14 protein-coding genes and 1 pseudogene are annotated in these 17,679 nt (G+C 69.7%); 4 read left to right on the top strand and 11 right to left on the bottom strand.

From position 1 onward, the window contains the following. Positions 1–2: 2 nt before the first annotated feature. Positions 3–1,586 (top strand): purple acid phosphatase family protein, encoded by a 1,584-nt coding sequence (locus ACWCRJ_RS33235; RefSeq protein ID WP_450942794.1) that lies wholly within the window; start codon positions 3–5, stop codon positions 1,584–1,586. Positions 1,587–1,888: 302 nt separating this feature from the next. On the opposite strand, the gene ACWCRJ_RS33230 is transcribed toward ACWCRJ_RS33235, so the two are convergent. Beyond that, positions 1,889–2,485 (bottom strand): hypothetical protein, encoded by a 597-nt coding sequence (locus tag ACWCRJ_RS33230; protein WP_450942772.1) that lies wholly within the window; start codon positions 2,483–2,485, stop codon positions 1,889–1,891. A 286-nt stretch (positions 2,486–2,771) separates the two neighbouring features. Beyond that, complete coding sequence (locus ACWCRJ_RS33225) at positions 2,772–3,752, bottom strand: phage baseplate protein (RefSeq protein ID WP_450942771.1); 981 nt, start codon at positions 3,750–3,752, stop codon at positions 2,772–2,774. A 410-nt stretch (positions 3,753–4,162) separates the two neighbouring features. Between ACWCRJ_RS33225 and ACWCRJ_RS33220 the strand changes: the two genes are divergently transcribed. After that, positions 4,163–4,951: an NPP1 family protein gene (locus ACWCRJ_RS33220; RefSeq protein WP_450942770.1), complete on the top strand. Its 789-nt coding sequence runs from the start codon at positions 4,163–4,165 to the stop codon at positions 4,949–4,951. Between the two features lie 177 nt (positions 4,952–5,128). Here ACWCRJ_RS33220 and ACWCRJ_RS33215 read toward each other — a convergent pair whose 3' ends face one another. Beyond that, a complete protein-coding gene (locus ACWCRJ_RS33215; RefSeq protein ID WP_450942769.1) occupies positions 5,129–5,464 on the bottom strand; it encodes a hypothetical protein in 336 nt (111 codons plus the stop codon). Between the two features lie 281 nt (positions 5,465–5,745). On the opposite strand from ACWCRJ_RS33215, the pseudogene ACWCRJ_RS33210 reads away from it, so the two are divergent. Beyond that, positions 5,746–5,850, top strand: a pseudogene (locus ACWCRJ_RS33210) (VOC family protein); the annotation flags it as partial. A gap of 143 nt (positions 5,851–5,993) precedes the next feature. Here ACWCRJ_RS33210 and ACWCRJ_RS33205 read toward each other — a convergent pair. Continuing rightward, positions 5,994–6,869 carry a DUF4429 domain-containing protein gene (locus tag ACWCRJ_RS33205; protein WP_450942768.1) on the bottom strand — a complete coding sequence of 292 codons (876 nt, stop codon included), beginning with the start codon at positions 6,867–6,869 and terminating at the stop codon, positions 5,994–5,996. A gap of 105 nt (positions 6,870–6,974) precedes the next feature. On the opposite strand from ACWCRJ_RS33205, the gene ACWCRJ_RS33200 reads away from it, so the two are divergent. Continuing rightward, entirely contained in the window at positions 6,975–8,588 is a 1,614-nt protein-coding gene (locus tag ACWCRJ_RS33200; protein ID WP_450942767.1) for a beta-N-acetylhexosaminidase, read from the top strand. Positions 8,589–8,788: 200 nt separating this feature from the next. Here the strand turns inward: ACWCRJ_RS33200 and ACWCRJ_RS33195 are convergent, their stop codons facing one another. The 7 genes from ACWCRJ_RS33195 to ACWCRJ_RS33165 all read right to left on the bottom strand — a co-directional run bounded on the left by ACWCRJ_RS33195 (position 8,789) and on the right by ACWCRJ_RS33165 (position 17,677). Next, entirely contained in the window at positions 8,789–10,561 is a 1,773-nt protein-coding gene (locus ACWCRJ_RS33195) for an IucA/IucC family protein (protein WP_450942766.1), read from the bottom strand. Next, positions 10,558–11,121, bottom strand: a complete 564-nt coding sequence (locus ACWCRJ_RS33190) for a GNAT family N-acetyltransferase (RefSeq protein ID WP_450942765.1) — start codon at positions 11,119–11,121, stop codon at positions 10,558–10,560. The genes ACWCRJ_RS33195 and ACWCRJ_RS33190 overlap by 4 nt, the downstream gene beginning before the upstream one ends. Continuing rightward, positions 11,118–12,440, bottom strand: a complete 1,323-nt coding sequence (locus tag ACWCRJ_RS33185; protein WP_450942764.1) for a lysine N(6)-hydroxylase/L-ornithine N(5)-oxygenase family protein — start codon at positions 12,438–12,440, stop codon at positions 11,118–11,120. Before ACWCRJ_RS33185 ends, ACWCRJ_RS33190 begins: the two co-directional genes overlap by 4 nt. Further along, positions 12,394–13,839, bottom strand: coding sequence for a lysine decarboxylase DesA (gene desA, locus ACWCRJ_RS33180; protein ID WP_450942763.1), 1,446 nt, complete (start codon positions 13,837–13,839; stop codon positions 12,394–12,396). The genes ACWCRJ_RS33185 and desA overlap by 47 nt, the downstream gene beginning before the upstream one ends. A gap of 172 nt (positions 13,840–14,011) precedes the next feature. Continuing rightward, positions 14,012–14,869 carry a siderophore-interacting protein gene (locus tag ACWCRJ_RS33175; RefSeq protein WP_450942762.1) on the bottom strand — a complete coding sequence of 286 codons (858 nt, stop codon included), beginning with the start codon at positions 14,867–14,869 and terminating at the stop codon, positions 14,012–14,014. A gap of 227 nt (positions 14,870–15,096) precedes the next feature. Then, complete coding sequence (locus tag ACWCRJ_RS33170) at positions 15,097–16,149, bottom strand: ABC transporter substrate-binding protein (RefSeq protein ID WP_450942761.1); 1,053 nt, start codon at positions 16,147–16,149, stop codon at positions 15,097–15,099. Between the two features lie 367 nt (positions 16,150–16,516). Beyond that, entirely contained in the window at positions 16,517–17,677 is a 1,161-nt protein-coding gene (locus ACWCRJ_RS33165; protein WP_450942760.1) for an acyl-CoA dehydrogenase family protein, read from the bottom strand. Positions 17,678–17,679: the final 2 nt, after the last annotated feature.

Below are 17,679 nucleotides of genomic sequence, written 5' to 3'. Positions count from 1 at the left end.
GTATGGGCGTACCCGAGCAGCTGGCCGAGCGCATGAGCATGGCCGAACAGCACGAGTACCTGCGCTCCAAGTTCTCCCGCCGCTCGATGATCAGAGGCGGCGCCGTCACCCTCGGCGCCGTCGCGGGCGGCGCGTTCGTGCCCGCCACGGCCCAGGCCGCCACCCCCGCCGCCCTCCGCACCTCGGCGCCCACCCGGGCCGCCGCGAGCGCCGAGCACGTCGACGGCTCCTTCGTCGCCCCCTTCGGCCGCCACCTCGCCTACGGCAACGACCCGCGCACCGAGATCACCGTCTCCTGGCAGGTCCCGCTCCCGGTGAAGAAGCCCTTCGTCCGGGTCGGCACCCACGCCTCGCATCTCTCGGTCAAGATCGACGCCGAGGTCCGCACCCTCTTCACCCCGGCCGGCGTCGGCGCGAGCGGTGACCACACCCAGTACTACGTGCACGCCAAGCTGACCCACCTCAAGCCCGGCAGGACCTACTTCTACGGCGTCGGCCACGACGGCTTCGACCCGGCCTCGCCGCGGTTCGCGGGCACCATCGGCACCTTCACCACCGCCCCCGCCCACAAGGAGCCCTTCACCTTCACGGCCTTCGGCGACGAGGGCGTCGGCTACCACGGCCTCGCCAACAACAGCCTCCTCCTCGGCCAGAACCCGGCCTTCCACCTGCACGCCGGCGACATCGCCTACGCCGACCCGGCCGGCCAGGGCAAGACCGCCGACACCGGCTTCGACTCCCGCGTGTGGGACCAGTTCCTCGCCCAGACTGAGTCCGTCGCCAAGTCCGTCCCGTGGATGCCCGCCTACGGCAACCACGACATGGAGGCCTGGTACTCGCCCAACGGTTACGGCGGCGAGGAGGCCCGCTGGAACCTCCCCGACAACGGCCCCGACCCGAAGAACCTGCCGGGCGTCTACTCCTTCGTCTACGGCAACACGGCCGTCGTCTCGCTCGACGCCAACGACATCTCCTTCGAGATCCCGGCCAACCTCGGCATCTCCGGCGGCACCCAGACCACGTGGCTGGAGGCACAGCTCAAGAGGTTCCGCGCATCCAAGGACGTCGACTTCGTCGTGGTCTTCTTCCACCACTGCGCCTACTGCACCTCCACCGCGCACGCCTCCGAGGGCGGTGTGCGCCAGGAGTGGGTGCCGCTGTTCGAGAAGTACTCCGTGGACCTCGTCATCAACGGCCACAACCACCAGTACGAGCGCACCGACGTCATCAAGGCGGGCGCGGTCACCAAGAAGCTCCCGATCGGCAGCACGGCGTACCCGGAGACCGAGGGCGTGGTCTACGTGACGGCGGGCGCGGCCGGCCGCAGCCTCTACTCCTTCACCGCCCCGCTGTCGTACGAGGGCCACGAGAACGAGGTCGAGTCCGTCCCCTCCTACATCAACACCAAGGCGGGCAAGCAGAACGAGACCGTCACCTGGTCGCGGGTGCGGTACCTCGACTACTCCTTCCTGCGGGTGGACGTGCAGCCCGCGCCGAAGGGGCACTGGGCCACGCTGACCGTGCGGGGGATCGCGGAGACGGGGGCGCGGGTCGACCACTTCACGGTGGCGCGCAGGGCCAAGTAGTGCCGTGGGTGCGCCCGGAAGGCGGGGCGCACGCACGAGCTTCCAGCGCCGCGGCACTGGTACCGCCATGTGCTCGTTCCGGCTGCTGGGCAGTGGCACGGGCTGTGTCCGTGTCGTTCGCAGCGGCTGACGCGGGCTCGGTGTTGTCGTCGACAGCGCCATGCCGACCAGTGCGGGATGCGGCCGGTCGGGGTCACGCCCGACCGGCCGTCCTGGTGGTGCGCGGGTTCGCACCGGCGGTACACGCGTGCGCCGGGCCGGTGGCAAGGGACGCCACCGGCCCGGCGGGCTATCGGCTCGGGTCAGCCGAAGGTCAGCCCGGTCGTCTTGTTGGACATGTCGCCCATGGTCGTCATGGAGGGCTTCGGGCCGGTGGTGTCACCGCCGTTGCGGACCTGGTGCTCGTAGTGGTTGACGTCGCAGGTGTTGAAGCCCTTGAAGGACGAGATCCGGTCGTTCCACGAGGGCCAGGCGTCCCGGACGTCGTTCACGGTGAAGTCCCGCTGCCCGTCCTCCACGCAGGGCCCGCCCGCCGTGATGGTGAGGGAGCCGCCGGAGGGGCTGAGGTTGGCGATGTCGTACTCGATGGACAGGACGTAGTCGACCGCTGCGGCGGTGGCCTCCGTCGCGGGCATGGGCCCCTCCAGCCGCTTCAGGAACGACGTGTCGGAAAGGGCTGTACGGGCTACGGGCGACGCGTTGGTCACCTTCCCGTTGGTGGCGTCGACGACGGCCGCGCGGAAGGTGCTGTGACATGCCGTAGCACCCGTGGACACGTTGTACACGCAGTGTCCGGCGGTCCCTTCGGCAGCCCCTGCCTGTCCCGGTACGGCGACGACGACGCCGAACAACAGGCCTGCGGCGAGAACCGATCCGGCTGATGCACGCAATGCGTTCATGTTTTCCCCCATTCCGGGCCGACGGTCGACCGGCCCGTTCCGATACGGCGCATGCGGTGGATTCACTGGTCAGGCAATTGACCGCATGTACAGGTCAGTTCCCTGACACCGTCACACAATCTCCCACTCACCACAAGAATGCTTTTCTGTCACGGCAGGCGCACGAGGCACGGGAAATCGGCCATTCCGCCCTTCGCGTACATCCCTCGAAAGCCCCTTCTCCCCAGTAGGTCTGACGCGAATTCAGGGCTGCCGGTCCGGCCAGGTCGGCCGGACCGGGCGACCGTCAGACGAGGACGTTCTTGTAGAAGACGTTGGAGAGGCGTTCGCCCACTTCCTCACCGGAGGCGAAGCCGAAGAAGAGGCGGGGCTCTCCTCCGGCGGTGGTGTAGACGGCCATGCCCTCCGGTTCACGGAAGGCGAGGGTGGAGCCGGCCCCGGTGAGGAACTCCTCCGCTGTCTGTCCGGTGTTCATGTCGACGCTCCAGAGGACCGCGTCTGTGTCGGCCTCGCCGGTGACGTCCTTGCTGTGGCCCGTGAGGCAGTACAAGTACTGGCCGTATGCCGTGTACCCCTGGAAGTTCGCGGCGTCGATCCGGGACGGTTCCGGGAAGTCCACCAGGCGGCTGCCGAAGTCGCCGTTGGTGGCGTCGGTCAGGTCGTACGCGGCGAAGCGGTGGGTGGCCGAGCCCGTCGGCCGGTAGCGCACGATCAGGCGATTGTGCGTGGGGTCGATGGCGCAGGTGTGCCGGTTCGCCGAGGAGACGGGCGTGTGCTTCGTGACCGCCGACGACGAGGCGCTCAGCGTAGTGCCGTTGGTGTACTTGAAGCGCCCCAGCCGCTGTCCGAAGCCGCTGGTGTCCGCGACCGCGTCGACCCACAGATACGTCGAGGAGCCCACGGCCTGCGCGCCTATGGAGACCGCGTGGCCGAAGCCCGTCAGGTACATGTGGCCGATCGCGTTCCAGGTCGACCAGGAGAGTTCGGTGATGCACAGGTCGCCCGAGTCGGCCCCCGCGCCCTGGCGCAACTGGGCCACGAACAACCGCTGGTTGGTCTGGTCGAAGGCGAAGCTCTGCATCACCGTGCCGTCCCGAAGCGCCCGGCCCCGGTAGAGGTCGTTCGAGGAGGTCGTGGCCAGCGTGAACCGCTGAGAGGTCGGTACCGCGGCCGACGCGGCCCCCGTGCCGTATCCGAGCCCTACCGCGGCCAGTGAGAGACCTCCTCCCGCGCGGAGCAGGGTGCGGCGGCTCAAGGCGTCGTTCATGGGTTCTCCGTAAGTTGTTGGGTGGTGAGAGCTGCTTGATCAGCCCTATGAGCCTATGCAAAAGGGCCCTGGAGGAAGATCTCCCGGGCCCCGACCACCGTTGTGCGAGCAGTCGTCACGCACGCGCGCGGGAGGCGGAACGTTCTCCGAGCGGGTGCGCGCGGCGACTTCGCACACAACAACTACGTGGCGGATATCTTCCTGTGCCGTGACGCCGGGTCGCGGGGGCCCGACAGCCAATCCACAGGCGTTTCACATTGATTGATTCTTCATCACTCCCACACCTCCCGACCCTTGCGCATTACCCGCGAGTAAGGCGAACCTGACCTGCGCATGCCATCCCCCGTCGGCATGCCCCCACCCGGCTCCCGGCCGTCTCCCCCCGCGCCGCGGTCCATCAGGAGGTCGCAGTGAAGACAGGTTCGCGCACGCGTACTTCGCGTCGTTTCCGCAGATCCGCAGTCACCCTGGGCGCCACCGTCGCGCTCGTCGTCGGTGTCGCGGGCAGCGCGTACGCGGCGCCGCCCGCCGCACTGCCGGCCAACGCGGAGACGCTGGAGAAGACGTGGCAGCCGGCGTACGACTACGACACGGACGGCTGCTACCCGACCCCCGCGATCGGCCCGACGGGCACGGTCAACGGCGGCCTCAACCCGACGGGTTCGCTCAGCGGCGACTGTCGGGACGCGTCCGACCTGGACAACACCAACGGCTACTCGCGCTCCAAGTGCAACAACGGCTGGTGCGCGATCATGTACGACCTCTACTTCGAGAAGGACCAGGCGGTCGCGGGCAGCAGCGTCGGCGGGCACCGGCACGACTGGGAGCACGTCGTGGTCTGGGTGCAGAACGGCACGGCCCGGTACGTCTCGACCTCCGCCCACGGCGGTTACAGCGTGTACGCCGCGTCCTCGGTCCTCTGGTCCGGCACGCACCCCAAGATCGTCTACCACAAGGACGGCGTCCGCACGCACGCCTTCCGTCTCGCGGGCTCCAACGACGAGCCGCCGGAGAACCACAAGGGCACCTGGCAGTACCCGCCGCTCGTCGGCTGGAACGGCTACCCGTCGACCGCCATCCGCGACACCCTCGTCGCCTACGACTTCGGCAGCGCCAACTTCGGCCTCAAGGACGGCAGTTTCGCGTCCAACCTCACGGCGGCGATGCCGTCGGGCATCACGTTCGACCCGAACGCGTAGCCCAGCGGGGTGCCCTTCGGCCGGATCGGCTGCGTCGCCCTGCGGGCGGCGACGGCCGGGCGGCCGGGGCAGCGCGCGTCTGCGGATGCCGGGCGCCATCGGCATCGTGCCGGCCGCCGCCACCGGCGGCTGCCGCGGCGACCGGGCGGCCGGTGCAGCCCGGCGGGCGGCATCGCCTCACGGCGGCGATGCCGCCGGGCACCCCTCCACCCCGAAGAACGCGCAACCGACCGGATGCCTTCGGCCCGAACACGCCGCCTGCCGGAAGCTTCCGCGCACGACGACGACCTGCGCACCCTGGCCCACCGGCTGATCGACGCCGCCGGTCTCCGGCGTGGCCGCCTGACCGGACTCGCCCTGGTCGGCGACGACCTGGCCGACGCCGACCAGGTCGCTGAGCAGATCAGCCTCGACCGAGCGCGGGAGGACCGGCTGGTCGCGGAAGCGGTCAGCGACCGCATCCGCAAGAAGTTCGGGCCCGGCGCGCTCGGCCCGGCCGCCGCCCACCTGCACGCCTCCTGGCCCCGTCGACCTGATCCGTATCCGTGGTGGAGGCGCGAGTGCTGCTCAACCCGCCAGGGCTCCTGGCCCCCGGCCCGCTGCCGCACTGGCCCTCCGCCCAGGCCGTCGACCAGGCCCTCACCGACCAGGGCATCCCGCCGGACACCGTCCGCGTGGAACGCACCGGCCGGATGTACGGCAAGCTCATGTACCTGGTGCCGGCCCCCACACCCTGCTCCGCGCCGGCGGCGAGGCAGCGATCCCGCGCGGTCCGCTCACCGCCCCGCACCGCTCACCGGAATCCCGATGGCTCTGGCCGGGCAGTCCCTGCTGACCCCGGAGGCAACGAATTCTGCGTTCTTCGCAGCGACTCCGACCGAGCCACGATGAGTTCCTGACGCCACGCGCCATCCTGGCCGATGCCGACTTCGTATGACCGCTGGTCACAGCCACTCGCCGATGGCCGCTACGAGGACGGTCGCCTCGTGAAGATCCACTTTCGATACACGGCCCAGTGCCGGGCAGACGGTCCTTCCACGCGTCAGATGCGCTTGAGGACCGCCTGTTTGGCCCTCGTGAACTCCTCGTCCGTGAGCACCCCGGACCGGTGGAGGTCGCCCAGTTCGCGCAGGCGGCGCAGCAGGGCGTCGTGGTCCACCTCGGGGGCGGGCCGGTCCTGGGGCGACGGGGGCGCGGTGAGCTGTTTCGGCGCGGGGGCCGACGGGTGCGGGAGCCGTGCCTGTACGGCCGCCGCGACCAGGGCCATCAGGGAATCCTTCTTGAAGCCCCACAGCTCCACGGAGTGGGGGTCGTACTTGGGCGGGGCCTTGGTCGGCGCGTTCCGCACGGTGAAGCGCAGACTGCCGTTCTCCAGGCCGACCGAGGGGTGCCACTCGACGCCGGCTATGTCGGCCAGCGGCAGCGTCCGTGGCCCGGACGCGGCCTTCGCGTCCTCGGTCTTCCAGTTCCATTCCAGGCGTACGTGGTCGCCGTCGAAGCTCGCGGTGCCGTCCCCGGCGGAGACGGAGAGCGGGACGGCGGGCCCGGCGAGCAGATACGTGTCCACCGCGTCGCCCGGCACCTCGTCCAGGAGGAGCGCGTTACGGACCTCGTCCACGACGTACTCGGCGACGCCGTACCGGTCGGAGTCGACGCTCAGCTGGTAGGGGTCGTCGGAGTCGGTGAGCCGGCCGCCGGTGGCCTGGAGGAGGGGGTCGGAGCCGTCGCGCAGCCGCAGCCTCAGCCGCCCCGACTTCTTCCCCTGCTCGAAGGAGATGCCCGCCAACGCGCCCAGTGGCACCGCGAGTTCACCCAGGGTCCTGCGGAGCAGGCTCACGCCCCTGTCGCGGCCCGGGGTCAGTCGCAGGGTGTCGCCGTCGAAGGTCCACGTGCCGTCCCGCTGGATGATTTCCGCCATGCGCAGGATTGTTCCACCGGCTGCGGGGCGATGTGGTCTAGACCTGGAGGGGGTGCAGGGGTGAGGGTGGGGAGCGCACAGTTCGATGGGTGGAGGGAGCACGTCGTGAATCCGCGCCACAGATCGACCCGCCTGCTCGGCTCGCTGCTGCTGGTGGCGACCGGGATGTTCGCCGTGGGAGCCGCACCCGTGTCCGAGAACGCGCAAGCCGCCGCCGTCACGATCCCGCTCGGGCAGGTGATCCCGGCCCCCGCCTCGGTCCGGCCCGACGGATCGCCGTACCGGCTGACGAGCGCCGCGCGCATCGTCGTGGACGGCGGGCCCGAGGCCCGACGGATCGGGGAGTACCTCGCGGGCATCCTGCGGCCCTCGACGGGATACCGGCTGCCGGTGACCGAGCACCAGGAGGCCGGAATCCGCCTGCGGTTGGCCGCCGAGGAGACGAGTCTCGGCCAGGAGGGCTACCGCCTGGAGAGCCGCCCCGCCGGGGTGACCCTCACCGCCCGCGCGCCCGCCGGTCTCTTCCACGCCGTGCAGACCCTGCGTCAGCTGCTGCCCGCCGCCGTCGAGAAGGACTCCGTGCAGCCGGGCCCCTGGCTGGTCGCGGGCGGCACCGTCCGGGACCTTCCGCGCTACGGCTGGCGCGGCGCGATGCTGGACGTCTCCCGCCACTTCTTCGGCGTGGACCAGGTCAAGCGCTACATCGACCAGCTGGCGCTCTACAAGTTCAACAAGCTGCACCTGCACCTCTCCGACGACCAGGGCTGGCGCATCGCCGTCGACTCCTGGCCGCGTCTGGCCGCGTACGGCGGCTCCACGCAGGTCGGCGGCGGTCCCGGCGGGTACTACACGAAGGCCGACTACCGGGACATCGTCCGGTACGCGGCCTCCCGCCATCTGGAGGTCGTCCCCGAGATCGACCTGCCCGGCCACACCAACGCGGCCCTCGCGTCGTACGCCGAGCTGAACTGCGACGGGGTCGCGCCGCCGCTCTACACCGGCACCGAGGTCGGCTTCAGCTCCCTGTGCGTCGACAAGGACGTGACGTACGACTTCGTGGAGGACGTCGTACGGGAGCTGGCCGCGCTCACGCCGGGGCGGTATCTGCACATCGGCGGTGACGAGGCGCACTCCACCAGCCACGAGGACTACGCGACGTTCATGGACCGGGTGCAACCGGTGGTCGAGAAGTACGGGAAGACCGTCATCGGGTGGCACCAGCTGACCGGGGCCACTCCGGTACGGGGCGCTCTCGCGCAGTACTGGGGGCTGGACAGTACGGGCGCGCAGGAGAAGGAGCGGGTGGCCGCCGCCGCGCGGAACGGCACCGGGATCATCCTGTCGCCGGCCGACCGGATCTACCTCGACATGAAGTACGACAAGGACACGCCGCTGGGGCTCGACTGGGCCGGGTACGTGGATGTGCGGCGGGCGTACGACTGGGATCCGGGGGCGTATCTGGCGGGGGTGCCGGGGGCCGCGGTGCGGGGGGTCGAGGCGCCGCTGTGGACGGAGACGATCGATTCCTCGGCGGACGTGGAGTACATGGTGTTTCCGAGGTTGCCGGGGGTCGCGGAGCTGGGGTGGTCGCCGGTGTCCACGCACGGGTGGGGCGGGTATCGGGTGCGGCTTGCCGCGCAGGCTGCTCGGTGGGAGGCGTTGGGGGTGGGGTACTTCCGGGCGCCGGGGGTGCCGTGGCCTCCGGCGGTGGGGCGGTAGGGGGGTGGGGGGTTGGGTGCGTCGGCGGGTGCGGGTGCGTCGTGGTTGCTCGCGCAGTTCCCCGCGCCCCTGAAAAGCAGGGGCTGCGCCCTGTGTTTTTCAGGCCCGCCGGGGCGCGGATGAACGATCTACCGTGAAACGACGGGCACCTCGCAGGACCGTACTGCGAGGTGCCCGTCTGTCCTGGGGACCGCCGGGGGCTATACGCCCGTGAGGGGGTTCTTCAGGGTGCCGGCCAGTTGGAGTGCGCCCGCCGGGTCGGCCAGGTCGACCATCTGCCTGTTGTCGCGCAGTTGGAGGCGGTTGAGGCAGGACAGGGCGAACTCGGGGGCGAACATGTCGTACTGGGCGAACTTGTCGGCGAGCTCGGGCATGGAGTGCTGGTAGTCACGGACGCACTCGGCGACCGTGCGCCAGAACTCCTCCTCGCCCAGCACCCCTTCCTCCGCGAGGTTCGCCGCGAGGAAACGGAAGAAGCAGTCGAAGACGTCCGTGAAGATCGAGAGGAGCTTCATGTCCTCGGGGACGTCCACACGCAGGCGTTCGACCGTCGGCGGGAGCACCGCGTCCGGGTCCATGACCGCGATCTCCTCGGCGATGTCCTTGTAGATCGCCCGCTCGACCACGCCGTCCTTCAGGACCAGGATCACGTTCTCGCCGTGCGGCATGAAGACGAGGTCGTAGGCGTAGAAGCTGTGCAGGAGCGGGGTGAGGTAGGCCCGCAGGTAGCGGCGCAGCCACTCCGTCGGGGTCAGGCCCGAGCGGGTGATCAGGGCCGCCGCGAACCCGTTGCCCTCGTGGTCGACGTGGACCAGGGAGGCCATCGTCGCCAGGGACTCGCCCTCCCGGAGCGAGGCGACCGGGCTCTCTCGCCACAGCGCGGCCAGCATCTTGCGGTACGCGGAGTACTTGTCGGTGGCGGCCTCGTACTCCAGGTGCCGGTAGCCGACGGCGGCCCGCTCGCGGATGATCGACAGGCCCGTCGACTTCAGGACCGGGTCGTTGTCGATGAGCGCGGCGAGCCAGTCGTTGATGGCCGGGGTCGCCTCCATGTACGCCGCCGAGAGACCGCGCATGAAGCCCATGTTGAGGACGGATAGGGCGGTCTTGACGTAGTGCTTCTCGGGGGCGGACCTGTTGAAGAAGGTCCGGATCGACTGCTGGGCGAGGTACTCGTCGTCGCCCTCGCCCAGACACACCAGGTTCCGCTGCGCGACCTCGGCGGCGAAGGTGACGGTGAGCTTGTTCCACCACTGCCAGGGGTGCACCGGGATGAAGAGGTAGTCGGCGGGGTCCAGCTCCAGGCCGGTGAGGACGGCGTGGAAGCGGTCGACCGTCTCCGGGCCCAGCTCGTCCCGCAGGAACGCCTCGTACTCGATGCCCACACCCGCCGTGAACGCCGCCCGTGAGCGGTGCGCGGCCAGCCAGACCAGGCGGACCGGGCTCGCCGTCTCGGGGGCGTACGCGAGGTACTCGTGGACACCGAAGCCGAGGCGGCCGTTGTTGGCGACGAAGCAGGGGTGGCCCTCGGTCATTCCGGTCTCGATGGCCTGGAAGCCGGCGTCCACCAGTTCACCTACCGGCGTCTGCGGCTTGGTGAGCTTGTAGCAGGTGCCGGCCAGGGTGGAGGAGATCTCCTCCAGGTAGACCGGGAGGATCTCGTCGCTCAGGCCGAGGGACCCCTTCAGCTCGATGAAGAAGTCCAGCGCGGCCAGAGGGAGGTCGACGCCGTCTCGTTGACGGGTGATCGAGTCGGCGTCGACCTGCCAGTGGTCGAGGGCGCGCCGGACGGCGGTGAACCCGTAGCGGGTCGTACCGTCGTCGCTGCGGACCTCGAAGCGGCCGTCGGCGGTGGCCTCCGGCGTGATGAGCCGCTCGTGGGCGAACTCCGCGAGGGCCTTGCGGATCAGCAGGCGGTTGGCCCGTGCCCAGCGGTGGGGGGACAGATGCGCCACGGCATCGGACAGGGTCATACGGCTACTCCTCGGGCAGCCAGGCTCTGGCTGTGAAAGAACTGCTCGCGCGTGCAGAAGCTCAGCAGCGCGCGCTTCTCCGGCTTGTCGATCTCGCGGTCGGGGACGAAACCGACGACCTCGTTGAGGGCGTGCACGGCCTTGTTGGACACGTCCGGTTCGACGACGACGCGGCGGGTGGCGGGGTCCTCGAAGAGGTGCGCCATCACGGCGGTGATCACGGCCCGGGTGAACCCGTGCACCGGGGTGTCCGTCGGCGGCACCAGGAAGTGCATGCCGACGTCCCCGGGTGCGGGCTCGTACAGGCCGACCAGTTCGCGGTGGGCGGGGTCGTACCGCTCCATGAGGAACACGGGCTCGCCGTCCAGCAGCCCCAGCAGGGCCTGTTGGTGCGGGTCGGCCGCCACCTCCAGGTAGGCGCGCTCGACGTCCTCCAGCCGGGCGTCCTGCATCATCCAGTACGCCGCCTTGGGATGCGTCACCCAGCGGTGCAGCAGCTCGGCGTCGTGCGGCGGGTCGAGGGGGCGGAACGTGAAGGACGTGCCGTTCGGGCCGCTCATACGGCGAACTCCTGGAACGCGATGGACTTCTCCACCGGGTAGTACTCCGTGCCCAGCAGCTCGCGGATGATGTACGCGTTGCGGTACGGGCCCATGCCGAGGTCGGGTGAGGTGATGCTGTGGGCGTGGACGGCCGCGTTCTGCAGGAAGACGCCCCGGCCGGTGGTGTCGATCGCGTAGTTGCGGGCGACGTCGAAGTTGCCCCGGGAGTCGTGGCGCAGCCGGTCGCGGACGGGCTTGAGGAACTCCGGCTCGGCGTACTTGTAGCCGGTGGCGAGGACCAGGCCCTGTGAGTGCAGCTCGAAGTCCTTCTCCTGCTCCTCCTGACGCAGGCCGAGGGTGTAGGTGCCGTTCTGGTGACGCACGCTGTGCAGCGCCGAGTTGGTGAGCAGCCGGGTGGGGAGCGGGCCGCCGAGACTCTTCCGGTAGAGCAGGTCGAAGATCTCGTTGACGAGGTCTGCGTCGATGCCCTTGAACAGCCCCTTCTGCTCCTGGGTCAGCCGGTAGCGGGTCGGCTCCGGCAGCTCGTGGAAGTAGTCGATGTACTCCGGGGAGGTCATCTCCAGCGTGAGCTTGGTGTACTCCAGCGGGAAGAAGCGTGGGGAGCGCGTCACCCAGTTCAGCTGGTAGCCGTGGACGTCGATCTCGCTGAGCAGGTCGAGGTAGATCTCGGCGGCCGACTGCCCCGAGCCGACGAGGGTGATCGACTCCTTGCGCTGCAGCTCCCGCTTGTGCCGCATGTAGCGGGAGTTGTGGATCCAGTCGCCGTCCAGGCCCCGGACCGCCTCCGGGACGTACGGGGGAGTGCCGGTGCCGAGGACGAGGTGCCGGGCGCGCAGGACATCGCCGTCGGCCGTCCGTACGGCGTAGACCTCGTCCTCGTCCTCGTACGTCACCTCCGTCACCGTCGTGCCGAAGCGGACGTTGCTCAGCCGGTTCGCGGCCCAGCGGCAGTAGTCGTCGTACTCGACCCGCAGCGGGTAGAAGTTCTCGCGGATGTAGAACGAGTACAGCCGGCCCGAATCCTTGAGGTAGTTCAGGAAGGAGTACGGGGAGGTCGGGTCGGCGAGGGTGACCAGGTCCGACATGAACGGGGTCTGGAGGTGGGCGCCGTCGAGGAACATCCCCGAGTGCCACTCGAAGGTCGGCTTCGAGTCCAGGAAGATCCCGTCGAGTTCGGCGATGGGCTCGGTGAGGCAGGCGAGGCCGAGGTTGAAGGGTCCCAGTCCGATGCCGATGAAGTCGTGGACGCGCACGGCGGACTCGGCGGGTTCAGGAAGCGACGCGGTCAAGGGATTCTCCCAGGTACTGCTCGGCATGGCCGGCGATCAGGTCGAGTACGGCGGCGATGTCCTCGGCCGTGGTCTCGGGGTTGAGCAGGGTGAACTTCAGGTAGTGGCGGCCGCCGACCTTGGTGCCCGCGACGACGGCGTCGCCGGAGGCGAACAGGGCCTTGCGGGCGTACAGGTTGGCGCGGTCGATCTCGGCCGGGTCGGTGACGGCCTCGGGGATGTAGCGGTAGACCAGCGTGGACAGCTGGGGCTCCACGACCACGTCGTAGCGCGGGTCGGCGGCGAGCAGCCGCCAGCCCTCCCACGCCAGGTCGCAGACCTCGTCGAAGAGCTGGCCGACGCCGTCGGCGCCCATCGTGCGCAGCGTCATCCACAGTTTGAGGGCGTCGAAGCGGCGGGTGGTCTGCAGGGACTTGTCGACCTGGTTGGGGATGCGCTCGGTGACCATGCGGCGCGGGTTGAGGTATTCCGCGTGGTAGGTCGCGTGGCGCAGCGTGGCCGCGTCGCGGACCAGCACGGCGGACGAACTCACCGGCTGGAAGAAGGACTTGTGGTAGTCCACGGTGACGGAGTCGGCGCGCTCGATGCCGTTCAGGAGGTCGCGGCGCTTGAGGGAGACGAGCAGGCCGCAGCCGTAGGCGGCGTCGACGTGCATCCAGGTGCCGTACTGGGCGCACAGCTCGGCTATCTCGGGCAGCGGGTCGATGGAGCCGAAGTCGGTGGTGCCGGAGGTGGCGACGACGGCCATGGGGACGAGGCCGTCGTTCCTGCAGCGTTCCAGCTCACGGGCGAGGGCCATCGTCTGCATCCGCTTGTTGGCGTCCACCGGGATGGAGACGACCGCGTCGGGGCCGAGGCCGAGCAGTTTCGCCGACTTCTTCACGCTGAAGTGGCTGACCTCGGAGGCGAAGATCCGCAGTTTGGCGGCGCTGTCGGTCTTGGCCTCCTCGCGGGCGAGGAGCAGGGCCTGGAGGTTGGACTGTGAGCCGCCGGAGGTGAACACGCCGTCGGCGGCGGGCCCGAACCCGATGCGCTCGTTGGTCCAGTCGATCAGTCGGCGCTCGATCAGGGTGCCGCCGGCCGACTGGTCCCAGGTGTCCAGGGAGGAGTTGACGGCCGAGAGGACGGCCTCGCCGAGCACGGCCGGGATGACGACCGGGCAGTTGAGGTGGGCGAGGTAGCGCGGGTGGTGGAAGTAGACCGCGTCGCGCAGATAGACGTCCTCCAGCTCGTCGAGGACGGCGGCCGTGTCGTGCAGCGGCTTGTCGAGGTCGATCCTCTCGATGGCGGGGGAGAGGGCGTCGACGGTGACACCGGTGAACGGCCGGTCGGTGGTGGCGATTCTGGCCGCCACCCGCTCCACGCCTTCGGTCACGGTGCGGCGGTACCGCTCCGCGGTCGTGTCATTGAGCAGGTGCGAGCGCATGGGGAGGTCCTCCGAGCGGGGCGGTCCGGGTGGGACGGAGAGGTGAGTGGGGGGTGACATCACGTCGTCCAACTTAGGTAAGCCTAACCTAACTAACTTGAGCGGAACCCTGGCTCTGCCGTGACGGTGATCACTTCACCGCGCCTCCGGCTTCGGGGTCCGCGGGGCCCGACTACTCGCCGCGCTCCCGCAACTGCTCCTCCGTCAGGCCCTCACGCCAGTACCCGACGAAGGTGACGCGCCGCTTGTCGATCCCGCGCTCCCGCACGAGATGACGGCGCAACTCCTTGACCCGGCCGGACTCGCCGGCGATCCAGGCGTACGCCGACGCACCGGCGGGGAGCCGCGCGGCACGGATGGTGTCGAGGGCGGCCGGCGCTCCTTCGCTCCGCACGAGCCAGGTGATCTCGGCGTTGGCCTCGGTGGCCAGGTCCTGGATGTCCCCCGCGTGGTGGACCTCCAGCCAGACCCGGGCCGGCGTACCGGCCGGCAGTGACTCCAGGATCGCCGAGGCGGCGGGCAGCGCGGTGTCGTCACCCCAGATCAGCACCAGGTCGGTGTCGGCCGGCGGGCGGAAACGGATCGCGCGGTTGTCGGCGATCGCGGGCCCGAGCAGCACGACCCGGTGGCCGGGGGCGGCCTCGGACGCCCACCGCGAGGCGGGCCCGGCGGGGGCGGCGGCGCCCGGTTCGACCCCGTGCAGCACGAAGTCGATGTCGATCTCGACGGTGTCGCCGTGGGCGTCCGAGCGCAGCCCCCGCAGCGTGTACGAGCGCATCACCGCCCGTACGTCGTCCGGCAGTTCCCGCCACGCCTGCCACCAGCCGTCGCCCAACTCGTAGGGCACGGCCGGGACTTCCTGCCCGGGGTGCGGCAGGAAGAGGGACAGTGACTGGTCCCGGCCGTCGGAGTGGAAGAACCTGAGATCGTCCCCCGCGAACGTGACGCGCACCAGAGACGGCCCCAGCCGCTCCGTCCGCGAGACCTGAAGAGCGAAGAATCGGAAAGGGGCGGCTACGGCCGTCGTCATGGGGCGCCTCGTGGGTCGGGGGCTCGGGTGGTTCGGCAGGTGCCGGTGCCGGTGCCTGTGCCAGTGCGGGTGCGGGTGAGTGGGGGCTGGTCGCGCAGTTCCCCGCGCCCCTGAAAAGCAGGGGCTGCGCCCCGTGCTTTTCAGGCCCGCAGGGGCCGTGCTTTCAGGGGCGCGGGGAACTGCGCGAGAAGTCCCACCGGACCCGCGGTCGACCTGCGGCCGAAGCCCTAACTGACCTTCTTGGCCTTCTCGATCGCCTCGGCCAGCTCCTCCAGAAGCGGCGCGCACTTGTCGTAGGACAGGATCGGCTCGGGGTTGCGCCCGATGACCTGACCGGCCTTCACCGCGGGCAGCTTCTTCCAGGTCGCTTCCTCGATGGCGTCCGGCTGGATGGCCGAGGTGCGGTTGTCCATGATGATGAGGTCCGCGTCGTACTTGTCGACGTTCTCCCAGCTGAGGTTCTCGAACCAGCCGCCGCTGGCCTTCAGCGCGGCGGCGCTCGGCTCGACGAAGTTCACGCCGAGGGCCTTGAAGTACTCCAGGTCGATGGAGAGGTTGGAGCCGGAGACGTAGAAGATGTCCTGGCTGGCGGAGCCCGCGAGCACCTTGATGCCGGGGTTGGCCTTGGTGGCCGCGCGCAGCCGGGCCGCCGCGTCCTCGAACCGCTTCTTGGCGGCGGCGATCTTCTGCGACCCCGTGTCCGCGCCGAGCGACTTGGCCAGCTCCAGCATGCGCTGCAGGGGCTCGGTCATCTGGCGGTCGTAGACGGAGATGCCGACGCTCGGGGCGAGCGCCGCGATCTTGTCCTTGGAGGTCTCGGGCACGTACCAGAGGGTGCCGGCGTCGTCGAAGATCGTGGTGATGAGGACGTCGGGCGCCAGGGCGGCGTACTTCTCGACGTTGAACTCGTCCCAGACGTTGCCGAGGACGGTGACCTTGCTGATGTCGAGGTCTCCGGCCTGGACGTCGGCCTTGCCGTCGGCCGTTCTGGTGGGCCCGAAGACGCCCTTGACGCCGATGCCGTAGTCGTGGAGCGCGGCGGCGACACCCACGAAGGCGACGATGTTCGCCGGGACCTTGTCGGTCTTGGCGGTCACGCCGCGGTCGTCCTTGAACGACCAGGGGCCGGACGTGGCGGCAGCCGTCTCCTTGCCGGAGCCAGTGCTGCCGCTCGTCGACTTCTCGTCCCCGCAGGCGGCGAGCGCGGCGCCGAGACCGAGGGCGCCACCGGCGGCGAGGATGCCACGGCGGGTGAGGTGAGCGGCTCTGGCGTTGGACATGTGTATGGCTACTTTCGAACGGGGTGGCGGGCCACCCGAGGGCGAGTTCGAAGGTAGGTTAGCCTAACCTCACTGCTTGTCCAGTGGGGGGTTCCGGGAAGTGGAGTTCCCTCGTCCACCTCCGCCTCAATCTTTGAATTGCCTGTGAATCGAAGGTTGGTTGGGTTCGCGGGGCGTCATTGACGTTTCAAGCAGTGCGTCGTGTCGCTGATGCGCAGGGCTCCCGCCCCGGCCTGATGGCTCCTCATAGCGGGCAAAACGGAACCCGGCTCGCTGGCGGCGAGCCGGGTGGGAGGGTGCCGGAGCCGCGCCGTCCCGGCGCGCTCCGACCGTCATTCGAACACAGGCTGTCGGTCAGGGCTGTCGGTCAGCCGACCAGGCCCAACTCCCTGGCGATCAGCATGCGTTGCACCTCGCTGGTGCCCTCGCCGATCTCCAGGATCTTGGAGTCGCGCCACATACGGGCGACCGGGTACTCGTTCATGAAGCCGTACCCGCCGTGGATCTGGGTGGCGTCGCGGGCGTTGTCGACGGCGACCGTGGAGGAATACAGCTTCGCCAGCGCCGCCTCCTTCTTGAAGGGTTCGCCGGCGACCAGGCGGTAGGCCGCGTCACGCCAGGAGAGGCGGGCCGTGTGGGCCTTCATCTCCATGTCGGCGATCTTGAACTGGATGGCCTGGTTGGCGCCGATCGGCCGCCCGAACGCGTGCCGCTCCTTCGCGTACTTCACCGACTCGTCCACACAGCCCTGGGCGAGACCCGTGGCGAGCGCCGAGATGGCGATGCGGCCCTCGTCGAGGATGCGCAGGAACTGGGCGTAGCCGCGGCCGGCTTCGCCGAGGAGGTTCTCCGCCGGGACCCGGACGTCCGAGAAGGACAGCTCACGGGTGTCGGAGGCGTTCCAGCCGACCTTCGAGTAGGGGGCGGCCACCGTGAAGCCCGGGGTGCCGGACGGGACGATGATCGAGGAGATGAGGGGCTTGCCCTCCGGGGTGCGGCCGGTCACCGCCGTCACCGTGACCAGGGCCGTGATGTCCGTGCCCGAGTTGGTGATGAAGCACTTGCTGCCGTTGATGACCCATTCGTTCGTCGACTCGTCCAGCCGGGCCGTCGTCCGGGTCGCGCCCGCGTCCGAGCCGCCGTCGGGCTCGGTGAGGCCGAACGCGCCCAGCACCTCGCCGGAGCAGAGCCGAGGCAGCCACTCGGCCTTCTGGGCCGGGGTGCCGAAGAGATGGATCGGCATCGCGCCCAGGGAGACCCCCGCTTCCAGGGTGATGGCCACGGACGAGTCCACCCGGGCCAGCTCCTCCAGCGCGATGCCCAGCGCCAGGTAGTCGCCGCCCATGCCGCCGTACTCCTCGGGGAACGGCAGCCCGAACAGCCCCATGCGGCCCATCTCACGCACGATCTCGTACGGGAACTCGTGCCGCTCGTAGAAGTCGCCGATCTTGGGCGCGACGACCTCGTGCGCGAACTCCTCGACCGTGCGGCGGAGTTCTTCCAGCTCGGGGGAGAGGCGGTGGTTCATGG

The organism is Streptomyces sp. NPDC002324, assembly GCF_053593335.1.
This window is presented reverse-complemented; position numbering and strand designations above follow the sequence as displayed.

Bases quoted from the DNA above. Each gene is read 5' to 3' on its own strand.
- ACWCRJ_RS33230 (WP_450942772.1), bottom strand. From the start codon at position 2,485: ATGAACGCATTGCGTGCATCAGCCGGATCGGTTCTCGCCGCAGGCCTG.
- desA (WP_450942763.1), bottom strand. From the start codon at position 13,839: ATGCGCTCGCACCTGCTCAATGACACGACCGCGGAGCGGTACCGCCGC.
- ACWCRJ_RS33195 (WP_450942766.1), bottom strand. From the start codon at position 10,561: ATGACCCTGTCCGATGCCGTGGCGCATCTGTCCCCCCACCGCTGGGCA.
- ACWCRJ_RS33185 (WP_450942764.1), bottom strand. From the start codon at position 12,440: ATGCCGAGCAGTACCTGGGAGAATCCCTTGACCGCGTCGCTTCCTGAA.
- ACWCRJ_RS33205 (WP_450942768.1), bottom strand. From the start codon at position 6,869: ATGGCGGAAATCATCCAGCGGGACGGCACGTGGACCTTCGACGGCGAC.
- ACWCRJ_RS33225 (WP_450942771.1), bottom strand. From the start codon at position 3,752: ATGAACGACGCCTTGAGCCGCCGCACCCTGCTCCGCGCGGGAGGAGGT.
- ACWCRJ_RS33165 (WP_450942760.1), bottom strand. From the start codon at position 17,677: ATGAACCACCGCCTCTCCCCCGAGCTGGAAGAACTCCGCCGCACGGTC.
- ACWCRJ_RS33175 (WP_450942762.1), bottom strand. From the start codon at position 14,869: ATGACGACGGCCGTAGCCGCCCCTTTCCGATTCTTCGCTCTTCAGGTC.
- ACWCRJ_RS33235 (WP_450942794.1), top strand. From the start codon at position 3: ATGGGCGTACCCGAGCAGCTGGCCGAGCGCATGAGCATGGCCGAACAG.
- ACWCRJ_RS33190 (WP_450942765.1), bottom strand. From the start codon at position 11,121: ATGAGCGGCCCGAACGGCACGTCCTTCACGTTCCGCCCCCTCGACCCG.
- ACWCRJ_RS33170 (WP_450942761.1), bottom strand. From the start codon at position 16,149: ATGTCCAACGCCAGAGCCGCTCACCTCACCCGCCGTGGCATCCTCGCC.